At 63.1% G+C, this 12,784-nt stretch carries 12 protein-coding genes; 7 read left to right on the plus strand and 5 right to left on the minus strand.

What is annotated here, in order from left to right:
• Nucleotides 1–77: 77 nt before the first annotated feature.
• The 7 genes from IB267_RS07380 to IB267_RS07410 all read left to right on the plus strand — a co-directional run bounded on the left by IB267_RS07380 (nt 78) and on the right by IB267_RS07410 (nt 7,402).
• Nucleotides 78–935, plus strand: a complete 858-nt coding sequence (locus tag IB267_RS07380) for a phytanoyl-CoA dioxygenase family protein (RefSeq protein WP_192447016.1) — start codon at nt 78–80, stop codon at nt 933–935.
• Entirely contained in the window at nt 932–2,083 is a 1,152-nt protein-coding gene (locus tag IB267_RS07385; RefSeq protein WP_192447017.1) for a class I SAM-dependent methyltransferase, read from the plus strand. The genes IB267_RS07380 and IB267_RS07385 overlap by 4 nt, the downstream gene beginning before the upstream one ends.
• A gap of 108 nt (nt 2,084–2,191) precedes the next feature.
• Nucleotides 2,192–3,301, plus strand: a complete 1,110-nt coding sequence (locus tag IB267_RS07390; RefSeq protein WP_192447018.1) for a DegT/DnrJ/EryC1/StrS aminotransferase family protein — start codon at nt 2,192–2,194, stop codon at nt 3,299–3,301.
• A gap of 99 nt (nt 3,302–3,400) precedes the next feature.
• A complete protein-coding gene (gene rfbF, locus IB267_RS07395) occupies nt 3,401–4,168 on the plus strand; it encodes a glucose-1-phosphate cytidylyltransferase (protein ID WP_192447019.1) in 768 nt (255 codons plus the stop codon).
• On the plus strand, nt 4,165–5,232 hold the full coding sequence (gene rfbG / locus IB267_RS07400) for a CDP-glucose 4,6-dehydratase (protein WP_192447020.1): 1,068 nt from the start codon (nt 4,165–4,167) through the stop codon (nt 5,230–5,232). The genes rfbF and rfbG overlap by 4 nt, the downstream gene beginning before the upstream one ends.
• Before the next feature lie 8 nt (nt 5,233–5,240).
• On the plus strand, nt 5,241–6,473 hold the full coding sequence (locus IB267_RS07405) for a class I SAM-dependent methyltransferase (RefSeq protein WP_192447021.1): 1,233 nt from the start codon (nt 5,241–5,243) through the stop codon (nt 6,471–6,473).
• A 191-nt stretch (nt 6,474–6,664) separates the two neighbouring features.
• Nucleotides 6,665–7,402, plus strand: coding sequence for a hypothetical protein (locus tag IB267_RS07410; protein ID WP_246764958.1), 738 nt, complete (start codon nt 6,665–6,667; stop codon nt 7,400–7,402).
• 77 nt (nt 7,403–7,479) lie between these two features.
• On the opposite strand, the gene IB267_RS07415 is transcribed toward IB267_RS07410, so the two are convergent.
• Genes IB267_RS07415 through IB267_RS07435 form a run of 5 tightly spaced genes read right to left on the minus strand, consistent with a single transcriptional unit; the run spans nt 7,480 to nt 12,747 of the window.
• Nucleotides 7,480–8,247, minus strand: coding sequence for an ABC transporter ATP-binding protein (locus IB267_RS07415; RefSeq protein WP_192447022.1), 768 nt, complete (start codon nt 8,245–8,247; stop codon nt 7,480–7,482).
• Entirely contained in the window at nt 8,244–9,077 is an 834-nt protein-coding gene (locus tag IB267_RS07420) for an ABC transporter ATP-binding protein (RefSeq protein ID WP_192447023.1), read from the minus strand. The genes IB267_RS07415 and IB267_RS07420 overlap by 4 nt, the downstream gene beginning before the upstream one ends.
• The gene (locus tag IB267_RS07425; RefSeq protein WP_043611718.1) at nt 9,074–10,006 is read right to left on the minus strand and encodes an ABC transporter permease; all 933 of its coding nucleotides are present in this window, start codon (nt 10,004–10,006) and stop codon (nt 9,074–9,076) included. The genes IB267_RS07420 and IB267_RS07425 overlap by 4 nt, the downstream gene beginning before the upstream one ends.
• On the minus strand, nt 10,003–11,064 hold the full coding sequence (locus IB267_RS07430) for an ABC transporter permease (protein WP_192447024.1): 1,062 nt from the start codon (nt 11,062–11,064) through the stop codon (nt 10,003–10,005). Before IB267_RS07430 ends, IB267_RS07425 begins: the two co-directional genes overlap by 4 nt.
• Before the next feature lie 42 nt (nt 11,065–11,106).
• Nucleotides 11,107–12,747: an ABC transporter substrate-binding protein gene (locus IB267_RS07435; protein WP_043611722.1), complete on the minus strand. Its 1,641-nt coding sequence runs from the start codon at nt 12,745–12,747 to the stop codon at nt 11,107–11,109.
• Between the last annotated feature and the right edge of the window lie 37 nt (nt 12,748–12,784).

A 12,784-nucleotide genomic window follows, 5' to 3' on the forward strand; every position in this document is an offset into this window, starting at 1 on the left:
ACCGGTCCCGATGCGCCGAGCACTTTACCGACGACCGTCTCACGGCAGGAATTCCTGAAGGAGGAAGCAGGCGTATCATGAAAAACGGCACCATCATTTCCGAAAGCGCGCGCCAGGAATTCGCAGCTAAGGGCTACCACGTCGTGCCCGGCTTCTACGACGCCCAGTCGCAGATCGAGCCGATCCAGGAAGGCATCCGCCAGATCCTTGAGCTGATCTGCAAGAAATACGGCGTCGATGCACCGACAGGCACCGCGCACGAGGCGATGACTATCGCCTATCGCAAGCTGATTGCGGTCAATCGCTCCTGGGGCGGTGAAGTCTATGATGCTGTGAAGCAGATTCCCGCCTTCATGCGGCTCGTGAGCTCCGCCGCCAACGACGAGGTTTTCAAGGCGCTTCGACCGGAAAGCGTCCCGGGTCTCGCTGCCGGAGGATATGGCATCCGCATCGACAACCCCGGTGAAGAAAAGTTCCGCGCCCAGTGGCATCAGGAATTTCCCGGCCAGTTGCGCAGCGTCGACGGCATCGTCTTCTGGACACCGCTTTTGCCGGTCACAGCCGACATGGGGCCGGTTCAGATCGCCGAGGGCTCGCAGGCCGAAGGGTTCGTTCCGGTCTATGAAGATGATGCCGGCCTCGGTAAGACCGGCGCCTATTCGCTCTTCCTGCACAAGGGCGAAGAGCGTCTGGCTCGCTACAAGCACGTGGCTCCGCTGAGCAAGCCCGGCGACCTGATCCTCATGGATTTCCTGACACTGCACCAGTCCGGTCACAATGTTTCAGAGACGCCGCGCTGGAGCATCCAGTTCCGCTACTTCAACTACGCCGAGCCGGTCGGCATCCGCATCGGCTGGAAGGGCTCGTTCGCGGCAGGCGTCAACTATGCCGAAGTGCTGCCGGAACTGGTCGCACCCCAGGGAGAACTCGCATGACCACCTGCCGAGTTTGCGGCACCCACATCGGCGCCCCATCCTATGAAGCGCCGGCACCGGCGCTGACTTCGGGCACGACCCTGCTCGACGTGCCGACGCGTGTCTTCGTGTGCGGAACCTGCGGGCACGCGCAAAGCGACGACATCCCGGACATTCAGGCCTTTTATGACACGGAATACCGGATCTCGTTGAGCAGCGAGAACCACGACCAGATCTTTTCGGTCGCAGCCGATGGCACGATCACCTATCGTACCGACCATCAGGCTGCCCTGTCGCTGCGACTGCTAGACCTGCCTGAGGGCGCGAGCATCCTCGACTACGGCGCCGCCAAGGCTGACACGCTTCGCAAGATGACCGCTGCCCGCAAGGATTTGCGTCCGCACGTCTTCGAAGTCAGTTCCGACTATGCGCCCGCCTGGCAGGGTTGGGTGCCGGAGGCGGCACAAGCCACCTATTCGGTACCCGAGGCCTGGCAGGGTACGTTTGACGCCGTCATGAGTCATTTCGTCATCGAGCACGTAGCCGACCCCGTGGGCTTCCTGCGCACGGTGCGCGACCTGATGCGACCGGGCGGCATTTTCCTGTTCTCCGTGCCCGACGTCGCCGGCAACCCGGGAGACATGGCAGTCGCTGATCATCTCAACCATTTCAGCGCGGCGTCGATCGAACACGCCGTGGCGAGCGCCGGTTTCGACGTGCAGACCGTCGACAGCACCTCGTTCCCCGGCGCATTCTTCGTCGTTGCAAGGCGCGCCGAGGCGCCGATCGAAAAAGCCGCGCCGTCGGCTGACGCTGCCGACGCGGCCAAACGGGCGCGCGACATCTGCGCCTTCTGGAACCAGGCAGCCGAAACCCTGAAGGACGGCGTCGAGCGCTATGGCAAGCGCAAGGTCGCGATCTATGGCGCCGGTTTCTATGGAAGCTGGATCTACGGTCGCATCGGCGAGGCGGTCGATGTCGTGGCATTCCTCGACCGCAACGAAAACATGAAGGGCGCCACGCTTTTTGGGGTCCCGGTCCTTCCGCCGGAGGAACTGCCGCAGGAAGCCGAAGCGTTGTTCATCGGCCTCAATCCGTTGAAGGCCCGCGCCGCGATCGCCGCGCAGCCTTGGCTGAAGCGAACCGGGCTTGACCACGTCTGGCTCTGACGAGAGCCGATGGTAAAACGGCCGACGCCGGGGGGACGGATACTTTCAACACCCGCCCGGCTTCCAGACCTCGACGAACGTCCCAGTTATGACCAAACGGCGCTCCCCATGAAACCCCGCATCCTCTACACCAAACCCTCGATCACGGACCGTGAAGTGGCCTATGCGGCCGATGCGGCGGCCAATGGCTGGGGCGAGCGCTGCTACGACTATATCAACCGCTTCGAGGCGGCCTTTGCCGCGCATCTCGGCACGACGCACGCGATCTCGACATCGAGCTGCACCGGCGCACTGCATATGGGCCTTGCCGCACTCGGCGTCGGACCCGGCGACGAAGTGATCCTTGCGGACACCAACTGGACGGCGTCTGCCGCACCGATCGTTCACCTCGGCGCGAAACCGGTCTTCGTCGACGTGCTTGCCGACAGCTGGTGCATCGATCCGGAAAAGGCGGAAGCAGCGATCACGCCAAGGACCAAGGCGATCATCGCCGTCCATATCTACGGCAATCTCTGCGACATGGACCGCCTGCTTGAGATCGGCGTCCGGCACAACATCCCCGTCGTCGAGGATGCCGCAGAGGCGCTCGGATCCGAGTGGCATGGCCGCAAGGCCGGATCGCTCGGCGCCTTTGGCGCCTTCTCCTTCCACGGCACCAAGACCGTGACGACGGGCGAAGGCGGCATGTTCGTCACCAGCGACGAGACGCTCTATGAAAAGGTGCTGACGCTCTCCAATCACGGCCGCGCGCGGGGGCAGAAAAAGCAGTTCTGGCCGGACGAGATCGGCTTCAAATACAAGATGTCGAACCTGCAGGCCGCCATCGGCCTGGCACAGATCGAGCGTGTCGGCGAGCTCGTCGATCGCAAGCGCGAGATCTTCTACGCCTATCGCGAGCAACTTGCTGGCGTGAACGCCATTGCCATGAACCCGGAGCCCGAGGGAACGAAGAACGGTTTCTGGATGCCGACCGTCGTCTTTGCGCCGGAAACCTGCGTCACCCGAGACGCTCTGCAGGGTGCCTTTGCGGCCGAGAACATCGACGCCCGCGTCTTCTTCTGGCCGCTGAGTTCGTTGCCGCCCTTTGACGAGGCGCCGGCAAACACCGTGGCCTATGACCTGCCCGGCCGCGCGATCAACCTGCCGAGCTATCACGACATGACATCCGACGAGATCGGCCGCGTGGTCGAGGTCCTGCGCGGCTGCCTCGCCGCCTGAATTCGGGCGCGCGCAGACCACCTCCGCGCAAGGTCGCCAGGATATTAGGACTTTGCAATGCGCCATGCCGAGTGGCCGGCGCAAATACGGGGCGGTCGCATGAAAATCGTCATTCTCGCCGGTGGCTACGGCACGCGGATCTCGGAGGAGAGCCATCTCCGGCCAAAACCGATGATCGAAATCGGCGGACGGCCGATCCTGTGGCACATCATGAAGATCTACAGCCACTACGGCTTCTCGGATTTCGTCATCTGCCTCGGCTATCGCGGCTACATGATCAAGGAATATTTCGCCAACTACGTGCTGCATTCCTCAGACGTCACCTATTGCATGGCGACGGGCGAAACCCTGTTCCACTCGAACAAGGCCGAGCCCTGGCGCGTGACGCTCGTCGACACCGGAACGGACTCCATGACCGGCGGACGCCTGAAACGCGTGGCCGACCATCTCGGCGATACGTTCTGCCTTACCTATGGTGACGGCGTTGCCGACATCGACATCAAGGCGCTGACCGAATTCCACCGCCATCACGGCCGCCAAGCGACGGTCACGAGCGTGGTTCCGCCCGGCCGCTATGGCGCGCTCGCCGTCAGCGACGGACGGGTCAGAAGCTTCATCGAAAAGCCGGCAGGCGACAACGGTCACATCAATGGCGGCTTCTTTGTCCTCAACCGCTCGGTGCTCGATCGCATCGAAGGCGATCAGACGCCGTTCGAAGCGGGGCCTCTGGAAGGCCTCGCCGCAGACGGCCAGTTGATGGCCTTCGAGCACACTGGCTTCTGGCGGCCGATGGATACGCTGCGCGACAAGAACCAGCTCGAAGAGCTCTGGCAGAGCGGAACGGCGCCCTGGAAAGTCTGGGCATGAGCAGACTTGCAGACCCGTCCTTCTGGGCCGGAAAGCGGGTAATGCTGACGGGTCACTCCGGCTTCAAGGGAAGCTGGGCTCGCCTGTGGCTGACGCAGATGGGCGCAGAGGTGACCGGCTACGGCCTGTCGCCGGCGACCAGCCCCTCGCTGCACGCGCTGCTCGGATCTGAAGCGGCCACGAACGAACATTTCGCTGATATCCGCGACGGCGACACGCTCGCATCTGCCGTACGCGCCTGCGACCCGCAGATCGTCCTTCACATGGCAGCCCAGCCTTTGGTTCGCGAGAGCTACCGGACGCCGGTCGAAACCTTCGACATCAACGTCATGGGCACGGTGCGCCTGCTGGAAGCGGCACGCGCGGCCCCTGCCCTCAAGACCGTTCTGGTCGTCACCACGGACAAGGTTTACCGCAACGACGAAAGCGGCCGGCACTTTCCGGAAGATGCCGTGCTCGGCGGCCATGATCCCTATTCCGGTTCGAAAGCCGCCTGCGAGCTGGTCGTTTCGACCTGGCGGCATTCCTATCTGCGTGAACGCGGCATAAGGGTGGCGACCGCCCGTGGCGGCAACGTGCTCGGCGGCGGCGATTTTTCCGCCGACCGGCTGGTTCCGGATATCGTTCGCGCTGCCCTCTCGGGCGAGACGCTGGACATCCGCAGCCCGATGGCGACGCGGCCCTGGCAGCACGTTCTCGACTGCCTCAACGGATACTTCGTCTATGCCGAGGCGCTTCATGGCGGCGAGACCGATGTGGCCGCGCTGAATTTCGGCCCGGCTCCAGACGAGCGACAGATCCCGGTTCGGGACGTTGCCGCCGCGATCCAGACCGCAATGGGCTTGCCTGCACGATGGCGCGACACCTCATCCGAGGACCAGCCGCACGAGATGAAGACGCTCGGGCTCGACCCGGCGCTCGCCGCACGCACGCTGCCATGGGCAACACGCCTATCCCAGGACGAGGCGATCGCCTGGACCGCGCACTGGTACGACGGCTGGCGCCGCGGCGCCGACGCCCGTGACCTGACACTCAGCCAAATCGACGCATTCATGAGAGGCTAACGACTTCGATGTCCCACAACTGCCGTTTCTGCTCGACACCGCTCAAGACCGTCGTTGCCGACCTGGGTTCGACGCCCTGGTCCAATTCCTTTCTCGAACCGACGCAGGAAGCCATCGCCCGCGAGCGCTCGTTCCCGCTGAAGGCGATGGTCTGCTCCGAGTGCCTGCTGGTGCAGACGACGGAAAACGTGCCGGCCGACGAGATTTTCACCGACGGCTACGCCTATCTCTCCTCCTTCTCCACAAGCTGGCTCGAACACGCGCGCCGCTATGCCGAGAACATGACCGAGCGCTTCGCGCTCGACGACAATTCGCAGGTCGTCGAGATCGCCTCGAACGACGGCTACCTGCTGCAATATTTCGTCGCCAAGGGCATCCCGGCGCTCGGCATCGAGCCGGCCGCCAATGCAGCCCGGCTGGCCGAGGAGCGCCAAGTCCCGACCGAGGTCGCCTTCTTCGGACGGGAGACGGCAACGGAACTCGTCAAGCGTGGCATTCGCGCCGACCTCACGGCAGCCAACAACGTGCTCGCCCATGTTCCCGATATCGCCGACTTCGTCGGCGGCTTCGCCATCCTGCTGAAGCCCGATGGCGTTGCGACGTTCGAGTTCCCCCACCTGCTGCGCCTTATGGAAGGCGTGCAGTTCGACACGATCTACCACGAGCACTATTCCTATCTGTCTCTGGCGGCCGTCGAACGTATCTTCGAAAGCTCCGGCCTCAAGGTCTTCGACGTCGAGGAACTGCCGACCCATGGCGGCTCTCTGCGCGTCTATGCGCAGCTGAGATCCGGCGTACGCGAGGCGACGCTGGAGCTTGAGCGGTTGCGGGCGACCGAGGCGCTTGCCGGGCTGATGCGGATGGAGACCTACACGGCATTCGACGACCGCATTGCCGCCGTCTGCAAGGATTTTCAGAACTTCCTGGCAAACGCCAAGGCAGAGGGAAAAACCGTAGCCGCCTATGGCGCTGCGGCGAAGGGCAACACCTTCCTTAATGTCTGCGGCCTGTCGCCCAGCGAGATCGCCTTCGCCGTCGATCGCAACGACCTGAAGCAGGGCAAGCTCCTGCCCGGCACCCATATTCCGGTGCACGCGCCGACGGTGATCGAGGATGCGAAGCCCGACTATCTCGTCATCCTGCCCTGGAACCTGAAGACCGAAATCGTCGCAGACAACGAGGCAATTCGCGACTGGGGCGGCCGCTTCGTCGTCGCCATTCCGAAGCTGAGCGTCTTCTAAATCTAGACACCGGGACGTGTGGACAGTTCTCAACCAGACCGCGTTGAGCCACCCGAAATCGACTTTATTGATCGACTTAGGTCGCTTTGCCGTAAATTCGGTGACTTTGCCGTAAATTCGGCACGATCTAAGTGAACGTCAGGGGTGGCGTGGGTATTGACGGTTGAAAAAAATGCACCCAAGGAGGTGCTATGTCCACGATTGACCTATGCCTTGTCGCCACCCGGCGCCCGGACCTGCTTGCCCAAACGCTGGCGAGTTTCCGGGACAAAATCTTTTCCAGGCTCGACCTGCGCGGCGCCTATCTCAATCTCGATCCGGTTTTCGGGTCGGAAGAGGATCATCGCGCGTGCGTCGAGATTTTCCGCAACCATTTCCCCGACGGAACCGTTTTCCAGCCCGAGAGCCCGGGCTTTTGCGCGGCCGTCGCGAAGCTCTGGTCGGCCACCAGCGCCGACTACGTCTTCCATCTGGAGGACGACTGGATCTCGCTGCGGGACATGGGTGAGGAACTGCTGACGCCGTTCGCCGATCCGGCGATCAGCCAGGTCTCGTTCCATACGGCAGACCAGAACTGGGATATCCGCCGCAAGGGCCATTTCCACCGGCGCAACGAATACGCGTATCTGTTCGGGATCAAGATCCCGCTGTTTCGCACGTTCCCGAAATTCACGACGTCGCCGTCGATCCTTCGCGGCGACTTCGCGCGCCAATGCGCCGGTCTGATGGACCTCTCGCGCGATCCGGAGAAGCAGTTCTATTCGGGCGTCAACCCGGCGATGGAGGCCTATGTCGCCAGCCGCCGCAACTATATCTTCTCGCCCGAGTCGCAGCCGGTCATCAAAGATATGGGCCGGGAATGGCGCGAGCAGCGCCGCATCCAGAAGGTGATCACCGACTCGACCTCGGTTTGGCGGCAAAGCGCTTAACGCGCCGGGCCCGGGCACCGGATGCTTCGAAACGAAGCGATACAAGCGGGACAATCGCCCCGCTTGTAAACATACCGTCACGCGGTCGCGGCCGCGTCCTTGCGCTGAAAGCCCTTGCTCGCGACCATCAGGCTGCGCGTATAGTCCTCACCGATACGCCCGGCGACGAGGTCTGCTGAGGACAGGCGCTCGACCACGCGTCCACCCTGCATCACCGCCAGCCGGTCACACATATGGGTGACGACGCCGAGGTCATGGCTGACCATGATGAAGGTCAGCTTATGGTCGCGCCGGACCTGTTCGAGCAAGTTCAACACTTCCGCCTGCACCGAAGCGTCAAGCGCCGAGGTCGGCTCGTCGAGCAGCAGGATCGAGGGTTCGAGGATCAACGCGCGAGCGATCGCAACGCGCTGGCGCTGGCCGCCCGAAAGCTGGTGCGGATAACGGAAACGGAAACCCGACCCGAGACCGACCTCGTCCAGCGCCTTCAGGATGCGGCGCTCGCCGTCCGCAACGCCGTGGACCGCCAGCGGTTCCAGCAATTGCCGGTCGATCGTCTGACGCGGGTGCAGCGAGCCGTAAGGATCCTGAAACACCATCTGCACGGCGCGGTAGAAGGCCTTGTCGCGTTTTGCCCCCTGCAGGACACGATCATGCACGCGAATGGTGCCGCCCGTGACCGGCGCGAGACCGGCGATCGCCCGAAGCAAGGTCGACTTGCCAGATCCGGACTCGCCGACCAGCCCGAAGGATTCGCCGGGTGCGATCTCGACGCTGACGTCGTTCAGTGCCTTGAACTCGTCATAGGTGACGGAAAGGTTCGAAACGGAAACGGCAGAGGTCATTGGGCCCACTCCGGCTTGCGGTCGAGAACCGGCAGCGGATGACGATCGGATCCGATCGCCGGCATGCAGTTCAGCAAACCTTGGGTATAGGGATGCTTGGCATTGGCAAGCTCGGATGCGGCCAATTCTTCGACGATCCGGCCGGCATACATGACGATCACCCGGTCGCAGAAGGACGAGACCAGGCGCAGGTCGTGCGACACGAAGATCAGGCCCATGCCACGCTCGGCCACCAGCTTGTCGAGGATGCCGAGCACTTCGAGCTGCACCGTCACGTCGAGCGCCGAGGTCGGCTCGTCGGCGATCAGCAGTTCCGGCCCGGCAACAAGCATCATCGCGATCATCGCGCGCTGGCCCATGCCGCCCGAAACCTCGTGCGGATAGAGATCGTAGACACGCTTCGGATCGCGGATCTGCACCGCCGAAAGCATATCGAGCGCCCGCTCCCGGGCCTCGCCGCGGCCGACATTCTCGTGCTGCCTCAGCGTCTCGACGATCTGCCGGCCGATGCTCATCACCGGGTTCAGCGAGTACTTTGGGTCCTGCAGGATCATGGCAATGCGCTTGCCCCTCAGGTCCCTCCGAACCTTCGGTGATGCGGCGAGCAGGTCGATGCCGTCAAAGTTCAACTGCTTTGCCGTCACCTGCGCATGACCCGGCGTCAGCCCCATGATCGCCCGGCCGGTCTGCGACTTGCCGGAGCCGCTTTCGCCGACGATGCCGAGGCGTTCGCGGCCGAGCGTGAAGGAGACGCCACGCACAGCCTCGACGAGGCCAGTGCGGGTCGGGAACGAGACCTTGAGGTCTTCAACGGTCAGAAGCGCACTCATTGGCCGCTCTCCCGCGGGTCAAGCGCATCGCGCAGGCCGTCACCGAGCAGGTTGAAGCCGAGGCTGACGATCAGGATGGCGATGCCGGGCATCGTTGCCACCCACCACTGGTCGAGGATGAAGCGGCGGCCAGACGCGATCATCGCACCCCATTCCGGTAGCGGCGGCTGAGCGCCGAGGCCAAGGAAGCCCAAGCCCGCAGCCGTCAGGATGATGCCGGCCATGTCGAGCGTGACACGCACGATCAGCGACGACATGCACATCGGCATCACATGGCGGAAGACGATGCGGATCGGCGACGCGCCCATGAGCTGAACAGCGGCGATGTAATCGGAGTTGCGCACCGTCAGCGTCTCGGCGCGGGCGATACGCGCATAGGGCGGCCAGGAGGTGATGGCGATCGCGATGACGGCGTTCTCGATGCCCGGTCCGAGCGCTGCCACGAAGGCGAGCGCCAGCACCAGCTTCGGGAAGGCGAGGAAGATATCGGTGATGCGCATCAGCACCGCATCGACCCAGCCGCCGGCATAACCGGCGACGGCGCCGACGATGAGCCCGACAGGTGCCGCGATGATCGCGACGAGAAGCACGACGGCCAGCGTCAGCCGCGAGCCGTGGATCAGCCGCGAAAGAATATCGCGGCCGAGATCGTCGGTGCCGAGCAGATAGCCCGGAGTTCCCGGCGGCAGCAGGCGGGCGTTGGCGAGATCGCCGATATAGGGCGAATGCGGCGCCAGGAGATCGGCGAATGCGGCAACGAAGACCAGCGCCAGCAGGATGAGCAAGCCGAGAACGGCGAGCTTGTTGGCGGCAAAGCGCTGCCACGTCATGTAGGCGCGGCCGAGCCGCGCCTGGGTGCGCGACTGCGGGCGATCGGACAGCAGCCATTCGCGACGCGTCATCGGACGGGTTTCGGTAACGGTGCTCATCGCTGGCGCGTCCTCGGGTCGAGCGTCCGGTAGAGAAGATCGGACAGGAGATTGATGCCGATGAAGACCGAACCGATGATGATGGTGCCACCAAGCACGGCGTTCATGTCGGCATTCTGCAGCGAGTTGGTGATGTAGAGACCGAGGCCCGGCCAGGCGAAGACGGTTTCGGTCAAGACCGAACCCTCGAGCAGGCCTGCGTAGGAAAGTGCAATCACGGTTACGAGGGGTACGGCCGCGTTCCGGAGCGCATGGCCCCAGATGATCCGGGTCTCCGACAGGCCCTTGGCGCGCGCCGCGACGATATACTCCTGCTGCAACTCGTTGAGCATGAAGCTGCGCGTCATTCGGCTGATATAGGCCAGCGAGAAATAGCCGAGCAGCGAGGCGGGCAGGATGATGTGGCGGAACACGTCCCACAGCACATCCCATTGCCGCTGCCAGAGCGCATCGAACAGATAGAAGCCCGTGATCGGCGTGAACGTGTATTCGAACACGATATCGATACGGCCGGGATAGGCGACCCACTTCAGCCGCGCGTAGAACACCAGCAACGACAGAAGCGCCAGCCAGAAGATCGGCACGGAATAGCCGACGAGACCGATGACGCGCACGATCTGGTCGGCGATGCTGCCGCGCTTGACGGCCGCAAGCACGCCGAGCGGAACGCCGAACAGGGCACCGATGAGGGTGCCGAGCGTCGCGAGTTCCATGGTCGCCGGGAAGACGCGACGAATGTCGGTCATGACCGGATTGGTCGTCAGCACCGAAATGCCGAAGTCACCGGTCAGCGCCTGGCGGACATAGATGAAGAATTGTTGGTAGAGGGGCAGATTGAGCCCCATCGCCTCGCGCGTCCTTTCGACGACATGCGTCGGCGCCCGGTCGCCGAGAACGGCCAGAACCGGGTCGATCGGAATTACCCGGCCGATGAAAAAGGTGACGGCCAGAAGGCCGAGATAGGTGGTGACGACAATGACAAGAAAGCGCAGCACCGCTGCCACGATCTTACCGGGACGGGCGCGTTTGCGCCCGTCCACTGTCCCTGTTCCGCTCATGCTCAAGGGAACGATCCTTTCGGTTTATTCCTTCGAGACGGCTTATTCTTTGGTGATGCCGGCGACGAAGTTGGTGTCGAAGCTCGGACCGAGCTTCAGGCCCTTGACGTTGCCGCGGTAGCCGGCGACTTCGGTCTGCTGGAAGATGATGACGAACGGGCTTTCGCCCAGCACCGTCTTCTGCAGTTCCTTGTAGGTCTCCGCACGCTTGGCGCTGTCGCGCTCGAGCAGAGCGTCCTTGGTCTTCTTCGTCAGCTCCGGAACGTCCCAGGCATTGCGCCAGGCAAGGGTCTTGTTCTTGCCTTCGTCGGAGTTGTCAGGGTTGCTGGTGAAGGTTTCGGCGTTCGAGTTCGGGTCGAAATAGTCCATGCCCCACTGACCGATATACATGTCGTGGTTACGGGCACGATACTTCGTCAGCGTCTGCTTGCCGTCGCCCGGGATGATCTCGAGCTTCACGCCGGCCTGGCCGAGGGTCTGCTGGAAGGACTCGGCAATGCCGGTGACCGGCTGGCCGTTGCGAACGTCCATGGTGACGGTGAAGCCGTCGGCGAGACCGGCCTTGGCCAGCAGTTCCTTCGCCTTGGCGACGTCGAGCTTGTAGGGGTTCTCGTCGAGCGCACCCAGAACGCCCTTCGGCAGGAAGCTCTGGTGGATCTCGCCGATGCCCTTGATCAGCGTCGAGCCGATGGCATCGTAGTCGACCAAGTACTTGAACGCTTCGCGCACTTCGGGCTTGGCGAGGTTCGCGTTCTTCTGGTTGAGGCTGATGTAGTAGACCGTGCCCTTCGGCGCGTTCGTCGTGGCAAGGTCGCCATTCTTTGAAACGGCGTCGAAATCGCCCGGCTCGAGGTTGCGCGCCACGTCGATATCGCCCGCTTCAAGCGCCAGGCGCTGGCCCGAGCTTTCTTTCATGTGGCGATAGATGACGCGGGCGAGCTTGGCCTGTTCGCCATAGAAGTTGTCATTGCGCTCGAGTACGATGACTTCGTTGGCGCGCCATTCGCGCAGCTTGAACGGGCCGGAACCGGCATAGCCGGTCTTCAGCCATTCGTTGCCGAAGTCGTTGTCGTACTTGTATTCGTCCGTCGGCGTGACCGGCTTGACGTTTTCGAGAACGAGCTTCTTATCGAGCACAGCGCCCACGGTTGCCGTCAGGCAGTTCAAGACGAAGCTCGGCGCATAGGCCTGATCGACGGTGAAGACGAAGGTCTGCTCGTCCGTTGCCTTGGCCTTTTCCGTCACATTGTCGCCGGTGAGGCCAAACTGGGTGAGGATGAAGGCCGGGCTCTTGTCGAGCTTCACGGCGCGCTCGAACGACCAGGCGACGTCTTCAGCGGTTACCGGGTTGCCGGAAGCGAACTTCAGGCCGGGCTTCAGCTTGAACGTATAGGTCAGACCGTCGTCGGACACGGTCCAGCTGTCGGCGAGGTCGCCGACGACCTTGGTCGTGTCGTTGATGTCGAGGCGCACCAGCATGCTGTAGGTGTTGCCGGTGATTTCGGCCGCGGTCAGCTCGAAGGCTTCGCCCGGATCCATGGTAATGACGTCGTCGATCGCAAAGGCTTCGACCAGCGTGTCCTTCGGCGTTTCCGCGAAGGCCGGTGCGGTTGCAGCCATCACCATGGCCAGCGCCGCAGAAGCCGTCAGAAGACGAAGACGTCCATTGAGCTTGTGCATCATGTTTGCAGTTCCCTCGTTTGCGCCCTTTTGGGCCCCT

Source organism: Ensifer sp. ENS09, assembly GCF_014852425.1.
Classification (GTDB): Bacteria; Pseudomonadota; Alphaproteobacteria; order Rhizobiales; family Rhizobiaceae; genus Ensifer.

Bases quoted from the DNA above. Each gene is read 5' to 3' on its own strand.
- IB267_RS07380 (WP_192447016.1), top strand. From the start codon at position 78: ATGAAAAACGGCACCATCATTTCCGAAAGCGCGCGCCAGGAATTCGCA.
- IB267_RS07385 (WP_192447017.1), top strand. From the start codon at position 932: ATGACCACCTGCCGAGTTTGCGGCACCCACATCGGCGCCCCATCCTAT.
- IB267_RS07390 (WP_192447018.1), top strand. From the start codon at position 2,192: ATGAAACCCCGCATCCTCTACACCAAACCCTCGATCACGGACCGTGAA.
- rfbF (WP_192447019.1), top strand. From the start codon at position 3,401: ATGAAAATCGTCATTCTCGCCGGTGGCTACGGCACGCGGATCTCGGAG.
- rfbG (WP_192447020.1), top strand. From the start codon at position 4,165: ATGAGCAGACTTGCAGACCCGTCCTTCTGGGCCGGAAAGCGGGTAATG.
- IB267_RS07405 (WP_192447021.1), top strand. From the start codon at position 5,241: ATGTCCCACAACTGCCGTTTCTGCTCGACACCGCTCAAGACCGTCGTT.
- IB267_RS07410 (WP_246764958.1), top strand. From the start codon at position 6,665: ATGTCCACGATTGACCTATGCCTTGTCGCCACCCGGCGCCCGGACCTG.
- IB267_RS07415 (WP_192447022.1), bottom strand. From the start codon at position 8,247: ATGACCTCTGCCGTTTCCGTTTCGAACCTTTCCGTCACCTATGACGAG.
- IB267_RS07420 (WP_192447023.1), bottom strand. From the start codon at position 9,077: ATGAGTGCGCTTCTGACCGTTGAAGACCTCAAGGTCTCGTTCCCGACC.
- IB267_RS07425 (WP_043611718.1), bottom strand. From the start codon at position 10,006: ATGAGCACCGTTACCGAAACCCGTCCGATGACGCGTCGCGAATGGCTG.
- IB267_RS07430 (WP_192447024.1), bottom strand. From the start codon at position 11,064: ATGAGCGGAACAGGGACAGTGGACGGGCGCAAACGCGCCCGTCCCGGT.
- IB267_RS07435 (WP_043611722.1), bottom strand. From the start codon at position 12,747: ATGATGCACAAGCTCAATGGACGTCTTCGTCTTCTGACGGCTTCTGCG.